Origin of the sequence: Streptococcus sp. 1055 (assembly GCF_013276815.1) — a bacterium.
Classification (GTDB): Bacteria; Bacillota; Bacilli; order Lactobacillales; family Streptococcaceae; genus Streptococcus; species Streptococcus pseudopneumoniae.
The window spans coordinates 37,943-57,137 of record NZ_VMLT01000042.1 but is presented as its reverse complement, the minus strand read 5'-3'; the positions used below and the strand labels follow the sequence as shown (position 1 = coordinate 57,137).

The window sequence follows — 19,195 nt, the reverse complement described above, 5'->3', positions numbered from 1 at the left end:
CCGTATGTATGGTTACTGACTTCGTCAGTTCTATCCACAACCTCAAAACAGTGTTTTGAGCTGACTTCGTCAGTTCTATCCACAACCTCAAAGCAGTGCTTTGAGCAACCTGCGGCTAGTTTCCTAGTTTGCTCTTTGATTTTCATTGAGTATAATCAGTCTAGACTTGCTTGCTATGAACTAGGGATTTGATAGGAATATCAAGATAAGAAAAAACAGCCGAGGGTAATCCTTTCGGCTGTTTTTGATGGGGGAAACTAAAGTGTAATGCTGTTGCTTTTAGAGATTTTCATAAATAAGAGCAAGGAACCTACTGTTAGAACAGTTAGGATAGTTGACAAGGCTGCGGCTACACCGTAATTTCCTCTGAGAACCTCTGTATAAATGGCTACAGTCATTGTTCTTGTTTTGACATTGTAGAGGAGGATAGAAGTAGAGAGTTCTGAAATCATTGTGACCCAAGATAGGATGGCTCCAGAAATAATACCAGATAGCATCATTGGAGTTGTAATCTTGGCAAAGGTATTGAGACGGCTACTTCCTAAGCTCTCAGCAGCTTCTTCAATACTTGGGGCTATTTGTTGTAAGCTAGCAACAGATGAGCGAATAGTATAAGGCAATCTTCTGACAGATAGGGACATAATCAAGATGAAAGCAGTTCCTGTAATCATAAGAAATCCACTTCCAAATAGGCCAGTATTGAAGGAAGAAATGAAGGCAATCCCTAGAACGGTTCCTGGTACAATATAAGGTACCATACTGAGGCTGTCAATTAAGTTTGTAAACAAATTCCGTTTTCTAACGGCTAGGTAGGAGATAAATGTTGCGAATAAGACAACTAGGACTAAGGCAATCAAAGGGATACGAATGGTATTGAAAATAGCAGAGCCCATACGATTGAAAGCTACCTTGTAACTGTTTAGAGAATAACCTTTGACAAATACCATACCTGATGTTTTTAGGAAAGAGGTATAAATCAAGTAGATTTGAGGTAAAACAGAGATAAAGATAATTCCGTAGACTGTTGCATAAATGGCAGCCATTTTTCCTTTTGTAGTTTTTTTAGGCTCAATTGGATGGAGCGAATTCATGCTGAAACTGTAGCGATTTGCAATGTGTTTTTGGATAAGGAAAATTGCCAAGGCAATGATAATCGCCATAATTGCTAAAGCAGATGCGAAAGCAGAATTTCCTCCAACCTCGCTAATGAATTGGGTATAAATCAAGACCGGGAAAGTCCGATATCCTTCACCAATTAACATAGGCGTTCCAAAGTCTGAGAATGCTCTCATAAATACAAGCAAGGCAGCAGCTAGTAAGGTTGGAACGAGGAGAGGTAAAACAACCGTTACGATACGCTTAAATCCGAAGGATCCCATGCTTTCAGCGGCTTCAAGTAGAGAATTATCAATACTCTTCATTGTCCCAGCAACGTATAGAAATACCAGTGGGAATAGTTGCAGTGTAAAGACAAGTACAATTCCTTTGAATCCATAAATATCGATAGCTGGAAGATGAAGGGCATTTGTCAGGAATTTAGTAATGACCCCATTTCGTCCCAGCAAGAGAATCCAGGAGTAGGCTCCCACGAAAGGAGCTGACATGGAAGCAATGATAATCAATATTTGTAGAAATTTCTTCCCCTTGAAGTCATACATAGAGAAGAGATAAGCTAATAGGGTTCCTACAACTAAGGAAGTGACAGTAGCGGTAATGGAAACCTTGAAACTGTTGACAAGTGTCTCAGAGTAGTAGGCTTTACCAAAGAAAGTGACAAAATTAGCTAGTGAGAATTGTCCTTCATGTATGAGTGCTTGCTTGAGCACGGTAACGATAGGATAAACGAGAAAGACAAGATAGGTAAGAAAGATGAAGAAAGAGGAGGCTGTCCAAATATTTAGTTTTTTACGTTCCATGGTTGACTCCTTTTATCAGGTTTTGTGAACCATCTGCAGAAAAGACGTTTAATTTTTGAGTATTGATTCGTAGACGAATACGATCGCCTTTTTGTAGATCTTCTTCAAAAGTTGATTCTTCGCTAACTTGAATTTTTGAGGCAAAGCCTGTCTCGATGAAGTACTCCGTATTTAGTCCAAGATAGACGCTATCGCTAATAGTTCCTTCAATATCTCCAGATTCATCTTTGATAAACTCTTCAGGACGAATGCTTACATGAATAGCTTGTGCTTCAGCCTGATCAAGGGCTGGCATTCGAAGAGCATAGCCATCTGAAAAGACGATATAAGCGCCGTCGCTCCGTTTTTCAAGAGTGGCAGGGATAATATTTGTGCGTCCGATAAAGGTTGCTACAAACTCATTAGCTGGTTTATGATAGAGTTCTTTTGGCCGACCGATTTGTTGAATGACCCCATCTTTCATAACAGCAATTTGATCTGAAATAGCCATAGCTTCTTCTTGGTCGTGGGTCACATAAACGGTTGTAATTCCTACTTCGTGTTGGATTTCTCGAATAGCTTGACGCATATCCAAGCGAAGTTTGGCATCTAGGTTACTAAGTGGCTCGTCCATGAGGAGAACACTTGGATTAACAGCTAAGGCACGTGCCAAGGCGACACGTTGTTGTTGTCCACCACTGAGTTTATCGGGCTTTCGATCCGCATATTGAGCAATTTGCATGAGTTCAAGATACTTGTTGGTCTGTTGAATCAATTCTTCTTTTGGAACCTTCTTTTGCTTGAGACCAAAAGCGACATTATCTCGGACAGTCAAATGTGGGAAAATAGCGTAGTTTTGGAAAACCATGCCAATATTGCGTTTGCTGGGTTCCATATTATTGATTTTTGTATCATCGAAGTAAAATTCTCCACCTTCGATACTGTTGAAACCTGCAATCATACGAAGAAGGGTCGTTTTCCCACATCCTGAAGGTCCAAGAAGGGTAAAGAGACTTCCTTTTGGAATTGTAATGTTCAAATTCTCAATAACAGGGACATCGTGGTAGATTTTTTTGGCGTTAATAATTTTGATCTCACTCATAGTGAACCTCTTTTACTGTTTAGATTGGATATCTGTAAAGACTTCGTTGTATTTCTTAACGATATCTGATTTATTTTTGATGACATAATCATAATCTTCAGTGAGTGTTTTGATTTTGTCAATTGGTTTCATGTTTTCGCTTGTTTTGGCATTTTTACGAACAGGACGGTTAGTAGTGGTTGTACCAAGTGTATCTTGTACTTCTTGAGAGATGATGAAATCGATAAATTTCTTGGCATTTTCCATGTTCTTAGCTTTTTTAACGATAGCAGCACTAGCAGGTAGGAAGACTGTTCCTTCTTTTGGATAGACAACTTTGATGTTAGCTCCGTCATTTAAGAGTTTAACAGCTGGATCTTCATAAGAGAGACCAACAGCCATTTCTCCATCAGCGACTGCTTTATAGACACCAGATGAACTTGAACCGATTTTACCATCAATAAGTGTGAAGAGATCTTTTACATAAGACCAAGCCTTATCATCTTTGTAACCACCTTGAGCTTGTAGCATATTTGTTAATTGAGCAAAGGCGCTAGAAGAGTTTGCTGGGTCAGCAGTTGCGATTTTTCCTTTTAGTTCAGGTTTGAGAAGGTCGCTATATCCTTCGATGTTCATGCCTTTCGTTAAATCAGGATTGACGATTAAAACACTACCATCTAGTGTATAAGGTGTAGAGTAACCAGTTGTGTTTTGATATTCTTTGATAACATTATCATTTTCTTTTGATGTATAGTTTTCAAAGAGTTCTCCGTGGGTAGCATATTGTGTATAAGAACCACCAAAGATGACATCAGCTACAGGAGCTTCTTTTTCTGACTCTAGTTTTTTGAAAAGTTCTCCAGTACCAGCTTGAATCAGTTCTACTTTGATACCATATTTCTCTTCAAAGGCAGGAATAGTTGCTCCGATTAAGCCCTCTGAGTTTGGTGAATAAACGACTAGCGAACCGCCGTCTCCTTTATCAGATGAACCGCCATCGGCAGATTCATTAGAAGAACAAGCAGCAAGACCAAAAAGGGCTAGTCCGCAAGCAGCATAATACATCCATTTCTTTTTCATGATGGATACCTCCGTTGTGTTATTTAAGTTTATTTTAAAACAATGTAAGCGTTTTTAAAACCGACAATTCTATTCTATTAGAGTAAAATTCTCTACAAAAAGAAGAATAGCTTATTTTACTATTCTTCCGAGTGATTTCAATTCCTTTGGGGAAATATGGAGATACTTTTTAAATACTTTGGCAAAATATTTATAGTCTGAAAATCCAACTTGGTCAGAAATGTCGCTTAGAGGGGAGTTGGGAGATTCAGCCATCTTATCTATAGCTTGTTTCAGACGATATTGTAAGATATATTCATTTAGAGTCATGGGGAAGTCTTCTTTGATCACTTTATATAGATAGCTTTCGCTATAGTTTAAAGCTTCAGCAATAGTCGAAATCGTAAAATGCTCTGCATAATGCTTGTGGACAAAGGAAATAATTTGTTGAATGATTTGGTTTTGTGTATCAATCTGTTGGATAGAGGTGAGTAAAGTTTGATATTCTTCTAAAAAAGGAGTTTCTTGATAGGTGCTACCTTGTAATCGCAAAACAATGTTTTGAAGACATTCTGTCAATTCCTTGGTATCAATTGGCTTGGATAAGAAATCAACTGCTCCATATTGCATGGCTTTTTTGGCGTTTTGAAAATCGTTATAACCTGATAAGATAACTTTTTCATAGGAGAGGGTACGAGTGGCTTCAAACATCATAAAAGCATCCATAATTGGCATTGTGATGTCTGTTAAGACAATATGAGGTTCTTTTTCTTGGATGAGTTTCATTCCCTCTTGACCGTGACTGGCAGTTCCTACGACTTGGATACCCAAGGCAGAGTAGTCTACGGCAATCTCTAGCCATTTTCGAATGAGGTGTTCGTCTTCTACGATAATGAGCTTAAACATGAGTTAGTCCTTTCGTTATAAATTTGACCCAAGTTTCTCCTTGGCGATTGACTCCTAAATCTAGCTGGACATCAGAAAAGAAATTACTCAATCGTTTGTAGCTGTTCACGATGCCATGCTGGGTATGAGGGCTTTCTAAAGAGTCTAAAATAGCGAGTCGCTCTTGTTTTGTGAGTCCTCCAGCATTATCTTTGACTAAAAAAGTCAGAGAATCTGCTTCCAAGGTAATTTGGATATCAATATGAAGATCAATACGGTATTGCATCCCATATTTTATAGCATTTTCTACTAGAGGAAGCAAGAAAAGTTTAGGAATAGATTGATTATCGACAGTTTCTGGGCAGACAATATCATAAGAAAAGTGCTCAAAACGAATCTTATGAATCATCAGGTAATCCTCTATAATCTTTAAATCTTGGCAAATGGTTGTTTCTTTTTCTAAATCGGTGATACTGTAGCGAAGAATGCGCGTGAGGTTTTGAATCAGGTCTTGTGTGAGAGCAGCATCCATTAAAGAAGTGATTTTAATCGTCTCAAGTGTATTGTAGAGAAAATGAGGATTGAACTGAGCTTCCAGCATTTTTCTTTCAAAAATCCACTTTTCTTTTTCTATGGTTAGCATTTTTTGATGAAGTTGATCTAATTCGTACAACATATTGTTGATTTTTTCTGCCATAAACTCAAACTCATCCCCTGTTTGTAGAGAAAGCCTTTTTTCTGCTTGTTTAGGAATTTCTTGAAGTTGGTAAACCAAACTTTCAATAGGAACAGCATTGTGTGTCGCAATTTTATGAGCAATTCGCCTTGCTTGCCAAAAGTAGAGGAAGAATATACATAAGGTGAGAATGGAGGCTAGGCCGAGTAAGCTAGGAATGGGAAAAAAGGATTGAAAAGTATAGATTGAAAAAATAGCACCGACTTTTTCTTTTTGAACAATAAGCGGTTCATTCGCATACCAGTGGGTGCGAGAGTGTAGGAGTTTTTCATCAAATTTTTCAAGAGTGGAGCGAGTAAACTGATTTGTATTGTTGGAGAACATATTTCCAAAGCTATCGGTAATGATGTATTTGGAATTGATCATTGGGAAACTTGAGATGAAATCATTCTCATTTACGAAAGCAATAGTATAGGCCTTAACTCGTTGGTTTTGAAGTAGTGGTTTGATAAAGAGTGTGTAATGTTGCTTATCTGAAGAGAGTGCAATTTTTTCTGTAACTTTATCTTGAGAAGGATTTTGAATGAGCAGTTTTAGATAGTAGGGAGATAAAATACTTTCTTGATGATTTCGATTGGTACTAAATAGTAATTCACCTGTATCGTTTAGAATAATGAGGTCAGAACTAAGTTTTAATTTAGCTTTTGTCTCGTAAAATAAGCTAAAGACTTCTCGCTCTGTGTGTTTGCCATCCAAAAATCCAAGAATCATTTTATGGTTCATGGTAGTCAGGAGCTCATTATTTGCTTCTTTCATTTCTTGAACCTGTTTTACAATCTGTCTTGTATCTTTGGAGAGTTGCTGCTTTTGTAAAAAATAGGAAAAACCAAAAAGTAAAATGAGCAGTAAAAGGGAGGTCATAAAGGCTGCGATAGAGCTTCTATGGAGAATTTCTTTTTGGAGAGATTTTTTAAAGGAATGAGACATCTGCTACCTCCTTGGAAGGGTTTTCTGTTATAAGTATAGCAGTTTAAAAATTTTAGAGCAAGGTAAAATAGAAAAGTATAGAATAGAACGAGACCAAATTCTCTCAAAAATGGTATAATAGTAACATCACAAAATTGGAGAGAGACCATGAGTTTTTACAATCATAAAGAAATTGAGCCTAAGTGGCAGGGCTACTGGGCAGAACATCATACATTTAAGACTGGAACAGATGCATCAAAACCTAAGTTTTATGCTCTTGATATGTTCCCTTATCCATCTGGAGCGGGTCTGCACGTAGGACACCCAGAAGGTTATACTGCAACCGATATTCTCAGCCGCTACAAACGTGCGCAAGGCTACAATGTCCTTCACCCAATGGGTTGGGATGCTTTTGGTTTGCCTGCAGAGCAATATGCTATGGATACTGGTAATGACCCAGCAGAATTTACAGCTGAGAACATTGCTAATTTCAAACGCCAAATCAATGCGCTTGGATTTTCTTATGACTGGGATCGTGAAGTCAGTACAACCGATCCAAACTACTACAAGTGGACTCAATGGATTTTCACCAAGCTTTACGAAAAAGGCTTGGCCTATGAAGCGGAAGTGCCAGTAAACTGGGTTGAGGAATTGGGAACAGCCATCGCCAACGAAGAGGTCCTTCCTGATGGAACGTCTGAGCGTGGAGGCTATCCAGTTGTCCGCAAGCCAATGCGCCAATGGATGCTCAAAATCACGGCTTACGCAGAGCGCTTGCTCAATGACTTAGATGAACTAGATTGGCCAGAGTCTATCAAGGACATGCAACGCAACTGGATCGGTAAATCAACTGGTGCCAATGTAACCTTCAAGGTTAGGGGAACTGATAAGGAATTTACTGTCTTTACCACTCGTCCTGATACCCTTTTCGGTGCGACTTTCACTGTTTTGGCTCCTGAGCATGAATTAGTAGATGCTATCACAAGTACAGAGCAAGCAGAAGCAGTAGCAGACTATAAACACCAAGCTAGCCTCAAGTCTGACTTGGCTCGTACAGACCTTGCCAAAGAAAAAACTGGTGTTTGGACTGGTGCTTATGCCATCAACCCTGTCAATGGTAAGGAAATTCCAATCTGGATTGCGGATTACGTTCTTGCTAGTTACGGAACAGGTGCCGTTATGGCTGTTCCTGCCCACGACCAACGTGACTGGGAATTTGCCAAACAATTTGACCTTCCAATCGTCGAAGTACTTGAAGGTGGAAACGTTAAAGAAGCTGCCTACACAGAGGATGGTCTTCATGTCAATTCAGACTTCCTAGATGGACTCAACAAAGAAGACGCTATTGCCAAGATTGTGGCTTGGTTGGAAGAAAAAGACTGTGGACAAGAGAAGGTTACCTACCGTCTCCGCGACTGGCTCTTTAGCCGTCAACGTTACTGGGGTGAGCCAATTCCAATCATTCATTGGGAAGATGGAACTTCAACAGCTGTCCCTGAAAGTGAATTGCCACTTGTCTTGCCTGTAACCAAGGACATCCGTCCTTCAGGTACTGGTGAAAGTCCACTAGCTAACTTGACAGATTGGCTTGAAGTGACTCGTGAGGATGGCGTCAAAGGTCGTCGTGAAACCAATACTATGCCACAGTGGGCAGGTTCAAGCTGGTACTACCTCCGCTATATTGACCCACACAATACTGAGAAATTGGCCGATGAGGATCTTCTCAAACAATGGTTGCCAGTAGATATCTACGTGGGTGGTGCAGAGCATGCCGTTCTTCATTTGCTTTACGCTCGTTTCTGGCACAAATTCCTCTATGACCTTGGTGTTGTTCCAACAAAAGAGCCATTCCAAAAACTCTTTAACCAAGGGATGATTTTGGGAACAAGCTACCGTGACCACCGTGGGGCTCTTGTGGCAACCGATAAGGTTGAAAAACGTGACGGTTCTTTCTTCCATGTGGAAACAGGAGAAGAGTTGGAGCAAGCACCAGCCAAGATGTCTAAATCCCTCAAGAACGTTGTTAACCCAGACGATGTGGTGGAACAATACGGTGCCGATACCCTTCGTGTCTATGAAATGTTCATGGGACCACTTGATGCTTCGATTGCTTGGTCAGAAGAAGGTCTGGAAGGAGGCCGTAAGTTCCTTGACCGTGTTTACCGTTTGATTACAAGCAAGGAAATCCTTGCGGAAAACAATGGCGCTCTTGATAAGGTCTACAATGAAACAGTCAAATCTGTTACTGAGCAAATCGAGTCTATGAAGTTCAACACAGCTATTGCCCAACTTATGGTCTTTGTCAATGCGGCTAACAAGGAAGACAAGCTCTATGTTGACTATGCCAAAGGATTTATCCAATTGATTGCCCCATTTGCACCTCACTTGGCAGAAGAACTTTGGCAAACAGTTGCAGCAACAGGTGAGTCAATCTCTTACGTAGCTTGGCCAACATGGGACGAAAGCAAACTAGTTGAAGACGAAGTCGAAATTGTTATCCAAATCAAAGGAAAAGTCCGTGCTAAAGTCATGGTTGCTAAAGACCTATCACGCGAAGAATTGCAAGAAATTGCTCTAGCGGATGAAAAAGTCAAAGCAGAAATTGACGGTAAGGACATCGTGAAAGTGATTAGTGTACCGAATAAATTGGTTAACATTGTTGTGAAATAAGATAGGAATCCTTCAGAGTAGAATCTGGAGGATTTTTTGAATGAAAATATAATTCTGTTTCCACCATCTCACCACTTAACCTCTCATTTCAACCACTTATCTCAAAAGTCGATTTTTCTTTCATACTTTTTGTTAAACTAGTGAGATAAAAGGAGGGAAGAAATATGATTTTACAAGCTAAACATTTGACCAAATGGTACGGCGATTATATGGCTGTTGACGATATTCAGTTAGAGTTTGAAAAAGGGAGTTTTAATGCTATTTTGGGTCCCAATGGTGCAGGGAAATCAACCACTATTTCCATGTTAATCGGTTTGAAAAAGCCGACACAAGGTCAGATTCGATATGCACCAAATACGAAAATCGGAGTTGTTTTTCAATCTAGTGTACTGGATGAGATGTTGACGGTTAGGGAAAATCTTACGATTCGTGCTCAACAGTATAAGGAGATTGTAGCAAGTCGTGTGGATGATTTGATCCATCAACTGGGTTTGACTGCTTTCCAGAAGCAACTATATGGGACTTTGTCAGGTGGGCAAAAACGTAGGGTTGATATAGCGCGTGCTCTTCTTTCACAGCCAGATATTCTTTTCTTAGATGAACCAACGACAGGTCTAGATATTCAGACTCGCAAAGCCATTTGGGATTTACTGTCTCGACTACAAAAGGATGAAGGGATGACTATTATTTTAACGACTCATTATCTGGATGAAGCGGATGAAGCGGATCAGATCTATATCGTTGATCATGGGGAAGTGATTGCGCAAGGTTCTGCGACTGCTATCAAAAGTCAGTATGCATCTAATATCCTAAAAATTCGTTTTAAGGAAATGAAGGATTTAGAAAAGTTGCTACAGACTGGAATGACAGTAAAGAGAGAAAATGAGTTGGAATATATTTTTTATCCAAGGACGTCACAGGAAGCTATTGAATATTTGGCAAAAGTTCGAGAAGAAATTGATTCTTTTGAGTTTCGTCCAGGTACCATGGATGATGCCTTTATTGCACTTACAGGAAGAGAGGTTCGCTAATGTTAGCTTTATTGAAACGGAATTTTATCTTATATTTTCGTAATCGTTCAGGAGTATTTTTCTCATTATTGGGGGCATTGATTTCCTTCCTCCTTTATATCATTTTTTTGCAGAAGAACTTGACGGATGCTTGGTCTCAACTCCCTGATAATACGAATCTTTTAAATAACTGGCTGATGGGTGGGACCTTAGCTGTGACTGGGATTACAACCAGTTTTACGGCTCTTACACAAATGGTGCAGGATCGTGAAAATCAAGTGGATCAAAATCTTTTCTTGACAGATTTAGGTAGCTGGGGTTTACAGGTGTCCTATCTAATCAGTAGTATTGCGATCTCTTTTCTCATGCAGGTGTTTATGTTTGCTGTTATGGGGCTTTATTTTAAAGAAAGTCCAGTTATCAGTCATTTACCGGAAATTGCTTTGATTATGTTGTTAAGTAGTCTGCTTTCAAGTTTGATAAATATTCTCTTGATTTATCGTTTTCAATCTGTAGATAGTCTTGGCAAACTGGCAACTATAGTGGGAACTGCTTCTGGATTTTTAGTAGGAACTTATGTCCCCATTGGAGTTTTACCTGATTTTGCACAGATTATCATGAAGTGTACCCCTACAACTTATATTGCTTCTCTTTATCGACAAATTTTAATGAAAGAACCATTAGAGACCGCATTTACAGGAAATAGCAGATTGTTAAAGGAATTTCAAGAAAAAATGGGAATCCAAATCAACTGGCAAGAACTATTGACAAAGGAAGAGACATACTTTATAGTGGTTATTATCAGTCTCGTCGCTATTCTTATTTGGCTTTTATTTGTTAAAGTGTTTAGCAGGAGAAAATAAAAGTATATTGGAGAGAAAATGAAGATTCGTTTTGAAATGAAGGCAGAGTTTTCAGAAAAGGACCCACATATTGTAATTCAGGCAGCTCAATTAACTGACCAAGCAAGAGAAGTCATGGAGTATTTAGAACAATTTTCAAAAACCAATCAGGTGGTCATTCCTATTCGAACAGATGATTATCTGGTCATGGTGAAGATTGAGGATCTTATTCTAGCTGATATTGACAAGAATTTATTAACCATTTATACGGTAGATGGGATTTATAAAACTAAGGAAACATTGATAAACTTTCAGAATCGGATTAATCGGCGTAACTTTATACAGATATCACGCCATTCAATTATAAACATTGACCACTTAGAATCGTTATCAGATAGTTTTTCAGGGAACATGATGGCTAAAATGACTCGGGGTATCAAGTCTAGTGTGAGTAGGAAATACGTCAAGTCCTTAATGAATTATCTAGGTTTATAGGAGGAAATCATGAAACGATTAATTGATTATTTTGTATCGGGAATGCGTACGGCTTCCTTCTTTTATTTGAGTATGATGGTGTTGACTCAGTTTTATCCAGGTATTACCTATCCTGAACCAATGATAAAAAATATTCTAGCTCTGTTTTTAATGGGTGGAATTATGGGGGTATTGACTTTAATACTTGAAAAGCTAGAGTTTCTTGCTTTTAGTATACGTGTAGGAGTTCATTTATTAGTGACAGCTACTATTTTAGTATTGACCTCTCTATTTTTTGGTTGGGGTTCAGCCTTGTGGAGTCCCTTGCTTTGGTTCTTTTTCTTGTTAATTTATGGATTGATATGGTTGTATCAAATCTGGCAAACTCACAAACTCACCCAACGAATTAATCAAGCCTTAGAGGATAAAAGACAGAAAACGGGTCACTAATATAGTGTTGAGGATGAAGCTTGAAGACAGTGCCAGTTTCCAAAGAGAACAATTTGTGATATAGTATTTTCAGCGTAAAACAAGGAGAAGAAAAATGCCAGTAAACGAATATGGTCAGATGATTGGTGAGTCAATGGAAGGTTATACACCCGGTGCACTGCCTTCTATTGATTTTTTAGAAGGGCGTTATGCTCGAATAGAGGCTCTCTCGGTAGAAAAGCATGCGGAGGATTTATTAGCTGTTTATGGCCCTGATACGCCTCGGGAGATGTGGACATACCTCTTTCAGGAACCAGTGACAGACAGAGAGGAACTGGTTACCCTCTTAAATCAGATGTTGGCTCGTAAGGACCGTTTTTACTATGCAATCATAGACAAGGCAACTGGTAAGACTTTGGGAACTTTTTCTCTCATGCGCATTGACCAGAATAACCGAGTAATAGAAGTGGGAGCTGTCACTTTTTCTCCAGAGCTCAGGGGGACACGGATAGGGACAGAAGCCCAGTATCTCTTGGCTTGCTATGTCTTTGAGGAGCTTAACTATCGTCGCTATGAGTGGAAATGCGATGCTCTTAACCTGCCATCAAGACGAGCAGCGGAGCGTTTGGGCTTTATTTATGAAGGAACCTTCCGTCAGGCAGTGGTTTATAAGGGGCGTACGAGGGATACGGATTGGTTGTCCATGATTGATAAGGACTGGCCTCAAGCCAAAGCTCGTTTAGAAATATGGTTGGCTCCTGAAAATTTTGATAAAAATGGACGGCAATACAAGAGCTTGAGAGAACTCTAAGAGGTGTTGAGATGATTACTATTAAAAAGCAAGAAATTGTCAAGCTAGAGGATGTTTTGCATCTCTATCAGGCTGTCGGTTGGACAAATTATACCCATCAACCTCAGATGCTGGAGCAGGCCTTATCTCATTCATTAGCGATTTATGTGGCACTTGATGGCGATGCTGTGGTGGGCTTGATTCGTTTGGTTGGAGATGGATTCTCATCAGTATTGGTTCAGGATTTAATCATTTTACCAATCTATCAGCGTCAAGGGATTGGTAGTGTCTTGATGAAAAAGGCTTTAGAGGATTACAAAGATGCCTATCAAGTCCAGCTGGTGACAGAAGAGATAGAAAAAAACGTAAAATTTTATCGTTCTATGGGTTTTGAAGTCTTATCCACCTATGATTGTATAGGAATGACTTGGGCGAATCGAGAAAAATAACAAAACTTGTTTTTTCTTAAGCAAAGTTTAAGGATGGTCTAGTATCATATAGTCATTAAATAAAGACCTCCTAATTTTATTTAATGAAATCCTAAAACTTTTTTTCATCATAATCTCCTAATGAAGTCACCTAATCAGGTGACTTTTTTGTGGGGTGAGGTGATGCTGATAGAAATTTTTAAAAAATGCTAGAATTTGAGAAAAGTTAAGCTAGTTTTAAGCTTTGTCTTGTATCATATAGTTATTAAATAAAGACCTCCTAACTTTATTTAATAAAATCCTAAACTTTTCTTTTTCATAATAATCTCCCTTAACTCCACCCAATCAGGTGGAGTTTTTTGGCTCTATTTCAGGCTTTTCGGGAGTTTTCTAAACATCATTTTCCGATAACTTTCGCTTAATCTTGAACGTCTTGTCGTACAGCGGTTAAAGAGTAAAGTTTTGACAAATTTTGTGAACTGTGGGATAATGGAGAGGAATTAAGGATTAGTTCTATATCATGGACTAGAAAAGACCCCAAGCTAACTTCCACATTAAGCTTGGGGTCTTTTTTGACACTATTTGTCCTTGTTTAGCCATTTATCGACTAATACTCTTCGAAAATCAAATTCAAACCACGTCAGCTTCACCTTGCCGTACTCAAGTACAGCCTGCGGCTAGCTTCCTAGTTTGCTCTTTGATTTTCATTGAGTATAAGCGAAGAACAACACCGACTACAATCGGTCCGATGATAGTTTTAAGGATTAGTTCCATCATGGGCTATCTCACCTCCTTTCGTAGGCGGTGTAGCAGTGCCGAATAATATTATACCACATATGTGTTAAACTTAGGAGTCACCCAATCAGGTGGAGTTTTTTTGGCTCTATTTCAGGCTTTTCGGAAGTTTTCTAAATATCATTTTTCAATAGCTTTCTCTAAATCTTATAAACTTTATTGGACAGATTCTAAAGTTGTAGAAGCTGAATGGATGAGGATATAAACCTTTGACAAAATTCGTGAACTATGGGATAATAAAAAGGAATTGAGTACTAGTTCTATATCATAGGCTAGAAAAGACCCCAAGCTAACTTCCACATTAAGCTTAGGGTCTTTTTTGACACTATTTGTCCTTGTTTAGCCATTTATCGACTAATCGAAGAACGACACCGACCACAATTGGTCCGATGATAGTTTTGAGTACTAATTCCATCATGGGCTACCTCCCCTCCTTTCGTAGGCGGTGTAGAAGTGCCGTATAATATTATACAACCAACATAAGTGCTAAACTCGGGAGGCACCAATCCAGTGGCTTTTTTGTTTGTGGCTTGGTTTTTTGATATAATAGAGCTATGAGTAGAATTTTAGATAATGAGATAATGGGGGATGAGGAGTTAGTAGAACGCACGCTCCGTCCTCAGTACTTACGTGAATATATTGGGCAGGACAAGGTCAAGGACCAGCTACAAATCTTTATTGAGGCTGCCAAAATGCGGGATGAAGCGCTGGATCATGTGCTCTTATTTGGGCCTCCAGGCTTGGGAAAAACGACCATGGCCTTTGTTATTGCCAACGAACTAGGTGTAAATCTAAAGCAGACCTCTGGGCCTGTCATTGAAAAAGCCGGTGATCTGGTAGCAATTTTGAATGATTTAGAGCCTGGGGATGTCCTTTTTATTGATGAGATTCATCGCTTGCCAATGTCAGTGGAAGAGGTGCTTTATAGTGCTATGGAGGACTTCTACATAGATATTATGATTGGGGCTGGTGAGGGTAGTCGTAGTGTTCATTTGGAGTTACCACCTTTTACCTTGATTGGTGCGACGACTCGGGCTGGTATGCTCTCAAATCCACTACGGGCACGTTTTGGGATTACAGGCCATATGGAGTATTATGCCCATGCTGACTTGACAGAAATTGTCGAGCGGACGGCAGATATTTTTGAGATGGAAATCACTCATGAGGCAGCATCTGAGTTGGCCCTACGTAGTCGTGGGACCCCTCGTATTGCCAATCGTCTCCTCAAGCGCGTGCGCGATTTTGCCCAGATAATGGGGAATGGGGTTATCGATGATGTTATTACCGATAAGGCTTTGACTATGCTGGATGTTGACCACGAAGGTTTGGACTATGTGGATCAAAAAATCCTTCGCACCATGATTGAGATGTACGGTGGTGGCCCTGTCGGATTAGGAACTCTTTCTGTCAATATTGCCGAGGAGCGTGAGACTGTAGAAGACATGTATGAGCCTTACTTGATTCAAAAAGGTTTTATCATGCGGACACGGTCTGGACGGATGGCGACTGCTAAGGCATATGAGCATTTGGGGTATGAGTACAATGAAAAATAAGCAAGAAATTCTAGAGGCTTTTAGAAAAAATCCAGATATGATGGCTATTCTGACTATCATCCAAAACCTGGAGTTGACAGATTCCTGGTTGGCAGCAGGTTCTGTCAGAAATTTCATCTGGAATCTCTTGTCAGACAAATCACCTTTTGACTTTGAAACAGATGTAGATGTGATTTTCTTTGATCCGGATATTTCTTATGAGGAAACCTTATTACTGGAGAAAAAACTGCGAGAGGACTTTCCTCAGTACCAGTGGGAATTGAAAAATCAAGTCTATATGCACCAGCACAGCCCTCATACTGCTCCCTATACCAGTTCCCGTGATGCTATGAGTAAGTATCCAGAACGATGTACGGCTGTTGGACTGCGCTTGAATGAAGAATCTGCTTTGGAACTCTTTACTCCATACGGTCTGGAGGATATTTTGAATTTTCAAGTTCGTCCAACTCCTCATTTTTTAGAGAATCAAGAACGAATGGAACTCTATCAAACACGTTTATCCAAGAAAAATTGGCAGGAGAAATGGAAAAATTTGATTTTTAAAAATACTTAAGGAAACTTTAAGCTAGGGAGTGTACACTAAGTTCATAAGTTAAGAAGACCTTAACTTAAACTCCTAAAACTTTTTCATAATAATCTCCCTATAAAAATAAAGTCGCCCAATCAGGCGGCTTATTTTTTTGAAAAATGGGCTTGGTGCCTGAGAATAAATAGCTTAGTGATAGAAGAAAATGGGGAAATATGGTATAATGAAACGATAGATTTTTGAATAGGAATAAGATCATGTTTGGATTTTTTAAGAAAGATAAGGCTGTGGAAGTAGAGGTTCCGACACAGGTTCCTGCTCATATCGGCATCATCATGGATGGCAATGGCCGTTGGGCTAAAAAACGTATGCAACCGCGAGTTTTTGGACATAAGGCGGGCATGGAAGCATTGCAAACCGTGACCAAGGCAGCCAACAAACTGGGCGTCAAGGTTATTACGGTCTATGCTTTTTCTACGGAAAACTGGACCCGTCCAGATCAGGAAGTCAAGTTTATCATGAACTTGCCAGTAGAGTTTTATGATAATTATGTCCCGGAACTGCATGCGAATAATGTTAAGATTCAAATGATCGGAGAAACGGACCGCCTGCCTAAGCAAACCTTTGAAGCTCTGACCAAGGCTGAGGAATTGACTAAGAACAACACAGGTTTGATTCTTAATTTTGCTCTTAACTATGGTGGACGTGCTGAGATTACACAGGCTCTTAAGTTGATTTCTCAGGATGTTTTAGATGCCAAAATCAACCCAGGTGACATCACAGAGGAGTTGATTGGTAATTATCTTTTTACCCAGCATTTACCTAAGGACTTACGAGACCCAGACTTGATTATCCGTACCAGTGGAGAATTGCGTTTGAGTAATTTCCTACCATGGCAGGGGGCCTATAGTGAACTCTATTTTACAGATACCTTGTGGCCTGATTTTGACGAGGCGGCCTTGCAGGAAGCCATTCTTGCCTACAATCGTCGTCATCGCCGATTTGGAGGAGTTTAGGAGGAAATATGACACAGGATTTACAGAAAAGAACCTTGTTTGCAGGGATTGCACTGGCTATTTTCCTACCGATTTTGATGATTGGGGGACTCTTGCTTCAGATAGCAATCGGAATCATAGCCATGCTAGCCATGCATGAACTTTTGAGGATGAGAGGTCTAGAGACCATGACTATGGAGGGCCTCTTGACCCTCTTTGCAACCTTTGCCTTGACCATTCCCTTGGAGAATTACCTGACTTTTTTGCCAGTTGATGGGAATGTGGTTGCCTATAGTGTTTTGATTTCAATCATGTTAGGAACGACTGTGTTTAGCAAGTCTTATACGATTGAGGATGCGGTTTTCCCTCTTGCTATGAGCTTCTACGTGGGCTTTGGATTTAATGCTTTACTAGATGCTCGTGTTGCAGGTTTGGACAAGGCTCTCTTAGCCTTGTGTATCGTCTGGGCGACAGACAGTGGTGCCTATCTTGTTGGGATGAACTATGGGAAACGAAAGTTAGCACCAAGGGTATCGCCTAATAAAACCCTTGAGGGTGCCTTGGGTGGTATTTTAGGAGCGATTTTAGTAACCATTATCTTTATGATAGTTGACAGTACAGTTGCTCTTCCATATGGAATTTACAAGATGTCAGTCTTTGCTATTTTCTTTAGTATTGCTGGACAATTTGGTGATTTACTAGAAAGTTCGATCAAACGTCATTTTGGTGTTAAGGATTCTGGGAAATTTATCCCTGGACATGGTGGTGTTTTGGATCGTTTCGATAGTATGTTGCTTGTATTTCCAATCATGCACTTATTTGGACTCTTTTAATCAAAAGACGGAGGAAACGCTATGCTCGGAATTTTAACCTTTATTCTGGTTTTCGGGATTATTGTAGTGGTGCACGAGTTCGGGCACTTCTACTTTGCCAAGAAATCAGGGATTTTAGTACGTGAATTTGCCATCGGTATGGGACCTAAAATTTTTGCTCACATTGGCAAGGATGGAACGGCCTATACCATTCGAATCTTGCCTCTGGGTGGCTATGTCCGCATGGCCGGTTGGGGTGATGATACAACTGAAATCAAGACAGGAACGCCTGTTAGTTTGACACTTGCTGATGATGGTAAGGTTAAACGCATCAATCTCTCAGGTAAAAAATTGGATCAAACAGCCCTCCCTATGCAGGTGACCCAGTTTGATTTTGAAGACAAGCTCTTTATCAAAGGATTGGTTCTGGAAGAAGAAAAAACATTTGCAGTGGATCACGATGCAACGGTTGTGGAAGCAGATGGTACTGAGGTTCGGATTGCACCTTTAGATGTTCAATATCAAAATGCGACTATCTGGGGCAAACTGATTACCAATTTTGCAGGTCCTATGAATAACTTTATCTTAGGGGTTGTTGTTTTCTGGATTTTAATCTTCATGCAGGGTGGTGTCAGAGATGTTGATACCAATCAGTTCCATATCATGCCCCAAGGTGCCTTGGCCAAGGTAGGAGTACCAGAAACGGCACAAATTACCAAGATTGGCTCACATGAGGTTAGCAACTGGGAAAGCTTGATCCAAGCTGTGGAAACAGAAACCAAAGATAAGACGGCACCGACTTTGGATGTGACTATTTCTGAAAAGGGGAGTGACAAACAAGTCACTGTTACTCCGGAAGAAAGTCAAGGCCGTTACCTTCTAGGTGTTCAACCGGGAATTAAGTCGGACTTTCTATCCATGTTTGTAGGTGGTTTTACAACTGCTGCTGACTCGGCCCTACGAATTTTATCAGCACTGAAAAATCTGATTTTCCAACCGGATTTGAACAAGTTGGGTGGACCTGTTGCCATCTTTAAGGCAAGTAGTGATGCTGCTAAAAATGGAATTGAGAATGTCTTGTACTTCTTGGCAATGATTTCCATCAATATCGGGATTTTTAATCTTATTCCGATTCCAGCTCTGGATGGTGGTAAGATTGTGCTCAATATCCTAGAAGCTATCCGCCGCAAACCATTGAAACAAGAAATTGAAACCTATGTCACCTTGGCCGGAGTGGTCATCATGGTTGTCTTGATGATTGCTGTGACCTGGAATGACATTATGCGACTCTTTTTTAGATAATCGAGGA

At 39.9% G+C, this 19,195-nt stretch carries 19 protein-coding genes; 12 read left to right on the top strand and 7 right to left on the bottom strand.

Annotated elements, in window-relative coordinates; all coding sequences use genetic code 11:
• Nucleotides 1–257: 257 nt before the first annotated feature.
• The 5 genes from HT699_RS04340 to HT699_RS04320 all read right to left on the bottom strand — a co-directional run bounded on the left by HT699_RS04340 (nt 258) and on the right by HT699_RS04320 (nt 6,583).
• Nucleotides 258–1,916 (bottom strand): iron ABC transporter permease, encoded by a 1,659-nt coding sequence (locus HT699_RS04340; RefSeq protein ID WP_119941694.1) that lies wholly within the window; start codon nt 1,914–1,916, stop codon nt 258–260.
• The gene (locus HT699_RS04335) at nt 1,906–2,997 is read right to left on the bottom strand and encodes an ABC transporter ATP-binding protein (protein WP_023939666.1); all 1,092 of its coding nucleotides are present in this window, start codon (nt 2,995–2,997) and stop codon (nt 1,906–1,908) included. Before HT699_RS04335 ends, HT699_RS04340 begins: the two co-directional genes overlap by 11 nt.
• A gap of 12 nt (nt 2,998–3,009) precedes the next feature.
• A complete protein-coding gene (locus HT699_RS04330; RefSeq protein ID WP_000731166.1) occupies nt 3,010–4,056 on the bottom strand; it encodes an ABC transporter substrate-binding protein in 1,047 nt (348 codons plus the stop codon).
• Between the two features lie 111 nt (nt 4,057–4,167).
• Nucleotides 4,168–4,941: a response regulator gene (locus HT699_RS04325; protein ID WP_081005516.1), complete on the bottom strand. Its 774-nt coding sequence runs from the start codon at nt 4,939–4,941 to the stop codon at nt 4,168–4,170.
• Complete coding sequence (locus tag HT699_RS04320) at nt 4,934–6,583, bottom strand: histidine kinase (RefSeq protein WP_172934120.1); 1,650 nt, start codon at nt 6,581–6,583, stop codon at nt 4,934–4,936. Before HT699_RS04320 ends, HT699_RS04325 begins: the two co-directional genes overlap by 8 nt.
• A 147-nt stretch (nt 6,584–6,730) precedes the next feature.
• On the opposite strand from HT699_RS04320, the gene leuS reads away from it, so the two are divergent.
• The 7 genes from leuS to HT699_RS04285 all read left to right on the top strand — a co-directional run bounded on the left by leuS (nt 6,731) and on the right by HT699_RS04285 (nt 13,226).
• Nucleotides 6,731–9,232 carry a leucine--tRNA ligase gene (gene leuS, locus HT699_RS04315; protein ID WP_023932508.1) on the top strand — a complete coding sequence of 834 codons (2,502 nt, stop codon included), beginning with the start codon at nt 6,731–6,733 and terminating at the stop codon, nt 9,230–9,232.
• A 164-nt stretch (nt 9,233–9,396) separates the two neighbouring features.
• Nucleotides 9,397–10,263: an ABC transporter ATP-binding protein gene (locus HT699_RS04310; protein ID WP_054392770.1), complete on the top strand. Its 867-nt coding sequence runs from the start codon at nt 9,397–9,399 to the stop codon at nt 10,261–10,263.
• Nucleotides 10,263–11,105 carry an ABC transporter permease gene (locus tag HT699_RS04305; RefSeq protein ID WP_172934119.1) on the top strand — a complete coding sequence of 281 codons (843 nt, stop codon included), beginning with the start codon at nt 10,263–10,265 and terminating at the stop codon, nt 11,103–11,105. The genes HT699_RS04310 and HT699_RS04305 overlap by 1 nt, the downstream gene beginning before the upstream one ends.
• A gap of 18 nt (nt 11,106–11,123) precedes the next feature.
• Nucleotides 11,124–11,579 carry a LytTR family DNA-binding domain-containing protein gene (locus HT699_RS04300; RefSeq protein ID WP_054392772.1) on the top strand — a complete coding sequence of 152 codons (456 nt, stop codon included), beginning with the start codon at nt 11,124–11,126 and terminating at the stop codon, nt 11,577–11,579.
• A gap of 9 nt (nt 11,580–11,588) precedes the next feature.
• Nucleotides 11,589–12,008, top strand: coding sequence for a DUF3021 domain-containing protein (locus HT699_RS04295; RefSeq protein ID WP_000825504.1), 420 nt, complete (start codon nt 11,589–11,591; stop codon nt 12,006–12,008).
• 94 nt (nt 12,009–12,102) lie between these two features.
• Nucleotides 12,103–12,798, top strand: a complete 696-nt coding sequence (locus HT699_RS04290; RefSeq protein WP_054392773.1) for a GNAT family protein — start codon at nt 12,103–12,105, stop codon at nt 12,796–12,798.
• Nucleotides 12,799–12,809: 11 nt separating this feature from the next.
• Nucleotides 12,810–13,226: a GNAT family N-acetyltransferase gene (locus tag HT699_RS04285; protein ID WP_054392774.1), complete on the top strand. Its 417-nt coding sequence runs from the start codon at nt 12,810–12,812 to the stop codon at nt 13,224–13,226.
• A 639-nt stretch (nt 13,227–13,865) separates the two neighbouring features.
• On the opposite strand, the gene HT699_RS04280 is transcribed toward HT699_RS04285, so the two are convergent.
• Together HT699_RS04280 and HT699_RS04275 are read right to left on the bottom strand one after the other, a co-directional pair.
• Nucleotides 13,866–13,982, bottom strand: coding sequence for a type I toxin-antitoxin system Fst family toxin (locus tag HT699_RS04280; protein WP_138707702.1), 117 nt, complete (start codon nt 13,980–13,982; stop codon nt 13,866–13,868).
• 343 nt (nt 13,983–14,325) lie between these two features.
• Nucleotides 14,326–14,418 carry a type I toxin-antitoxin system Fst family toxin gene (locus HT699_RS04275; RefSeq protein ID WP_000970382.1) on the bottom strand — a complete coding sequence of 31 codons (93 nt, stop codon included), beginning with the start codon at nt 14,416–14,418 and terminating at the stop codon, nt 14,326–14,328.
• Between the two features lie 136 nt (nt 14,419–14,554).
• Here HT699_RS04275 and ruvB point away from each other — a divergent pair, with 136 nt between their 5' ends.
• The 5 genes from ruvB (at nt 14,555) to rseP (ending at nt 19,188) form a co-directional block, all read left to right on the top strand.
• Nucleotides 14,555–15,553: a Holliday junction branch migration DNA helicase RuvB gene (gene ruvB / locus HT699_RS04270; protein ID WP_078170420.1), complete on the top strand. Its 999-nt coding sequence runs from the start codon at nt 14,555–14,557 to the stop codon at nt 15,551–15,553.
• Nucleotides 15,534–16,106, top strand: coding sequence for a nucleotidyltransferase family protein (locus HT699_RS04265; protein WP_001815451.1), 573 nt, complete (start codon nt 15,534–15,536; stop codon nt 16,104–16,106). The genes ruvB and HT699_RS04265 overlap by 20 nt, the downstream gene beginning before the upstream one ends.
• Before the next feature lie 230 nt (nt 16,107–16,336).
• On the top strand, nt 16,337–17,095 hold the full coding sequence (locus HT699_RS04260) for an isoprenyl transferase (RefSeq protein ID WP_000466719.1): 759 nt from the start codon (nt 16,337–16,339) through the stop codon (nt 17,093–17,095).
• An 8-nt stretch (nt 17,096–17,103) separates the two neighbouring features.
• The gene (locus HT699_RS04255) at nt 17,104–17,907 is read left to right on the top strand and encodes a phosphatidate cytidylyltransferase (RefSeq protein ID WP_000189868.1); all 804 of its coding nucleotides are present in this window, start codon (nt 17,104–17,106) and stop codon (nt 17,905–17,907) included.
• Nucleotides 17,908–17,928: 21 nt separating this feature from the next.
• Complete coding sequence (gene rseP, locus HT699_RS04250; protein ID WP_172922813.1) at nt 17,929–19,188, top strand: RIP metalloprotease RseP; 1,260 nt, start codon at nt 17,929–17,931, stop codon at nt 19,186–19,188.
• The last annotated feature ends 7 nt before the right edge of the window (nt 19,189–19,195 follow it).

Excerpts from the sequence above, each read along its gene's own strand:
- HT699_RS04295 (WP_000825504.1), top strand. The coding sequence starts at position 11,589 with ATGAAACGATTAATTGATTATTTTGTATCGGGAATGCGTACGGCTTCC.
- leuS (WP_023932508.1), top strand. The coding sequence starts at position 6,731 with ATGAGTTTTTACAATCATAAAGAAATTGAGCCTAAGTGGCAGGGCTAC.
- HT699_RS04325 (WP_081005516.1), bottom strand. The coding sequence starts at position 4,941 with ATGTTTAAGCTCATTATCGTAGAAGACGAACACCTCATTCGAAAATGG.
- HT699_RS04335 (WP_023939666.1), bottom strand. The coding sequence starts at position 2,997 with ATGAGTGAGATCAAAATTATTAACGCCAAAAAAATCTACCACGATGTC.
- HT699_RS04255 (WP_000189868.1), top strand. The coding sequence starts at position 17,104 with ATGACACAGGATTTACAGAAAAGAACCTTGTTTGCAGGGATTGCACTG.
- HT699_RS04290 (WP_054392773.1), top strand. The coding sequence starts at position 12,103 with ATGCCAGTAAACGAATATGGTCAGATGATTGGTGAGTCAATGGAAGGT.
- HT699_RS04330 (WP_000731166.1), bottom strand. The coding sequence starts at position 4,056 with ATGAAAAAGAAATGGATGTATTATGCTGCTTGCGGACTAGCCCTTTTT.
- HT699_RS04340 (WP_119941694.1), bottom strand. The coding sequence starts at position 1,916 with ATGGAACGTAAAAAACTAAATATTTGGACAGCCTCCTCTTTCTTCATC.
- HT699_RS04260 (WP_000466719.1), top strand. The coding sequence starts at position 16,337 with ATGTTTGGATTTTTTAAGAAAGATAAGGCTGTGGAAGTAGAGGTTCCG.
- HT699_RS04305 (WP_172934119.1), top strand. The coding sequence starts at position 10,263 with ATGTTAGCTTTATTGAAACGGAATTTTATCTTATATTTTCGTAATCGT.
- HT699_RS04310 (WP_054392770.1), top strand. The coding sequence starts at position 9,397 with ATGATTTTACAAGCTAAACATTTGACCAAATGGTACGGCGATTATATG.
- ruvB (WP_078170420.1), top strand. The coding sequence starts at position 14,555 with ATGAGTAGAATTTTAGATAATGAGATAATGGGGGATGAGGAGTTAGTA.
- HT699_RS04280 (WP_138707702.1), bottom strand. The coding sequence starts at position 13,982 with ATGATGGAACTAATCCTTAAAACTATCATCGGACCGATTGTAGTCGGT.
- HT699_RS04300 (WP_054392772.1), top strand. The coding sequence starts at position 11,124 with ATGAAGATTCGTTTTGAAATGAAGGCAGAGTTTTCAGAAAAGGACCCA.
- HT699_RS04285 (WP_054392774.1), top strand. The coding sequence starts at position 12,810 with ATGATTACTATTAAAAAGCAAGAAATTGTCAAGCTAGAGGATGTTTTG.
- HT699_RS04320 (WP_172934120.1), bottom strand. The coding sequence starts at position 6,583 with ATGTCTCATTCCTTTAAAAAATCTCTCCAAAAAGAAATTCTCCATAGA.
- HT699_RS04265 (WP_001815451.1), top strand. The coding sequence starts at position 15,534 with ATGAGTACAATGAAAAATAAGCAAGAAATTCTAGAGGCTTTTAGAAAA.
- rseP (WP_172922813.1), top strand. The coding sequence starts at position 17,929 with ATGCTCGGAATTTTAACCTTTATTCTGGTTTTCGGGATTATTGTAGTG.
- HT699_RS04275 (WP_000970382.1), bottom strand. The coding sequence starts at position 14,418 with ATGATGGAATTAGTACTCAAAACTATCATCGGACCAATTGTGGTCGGT.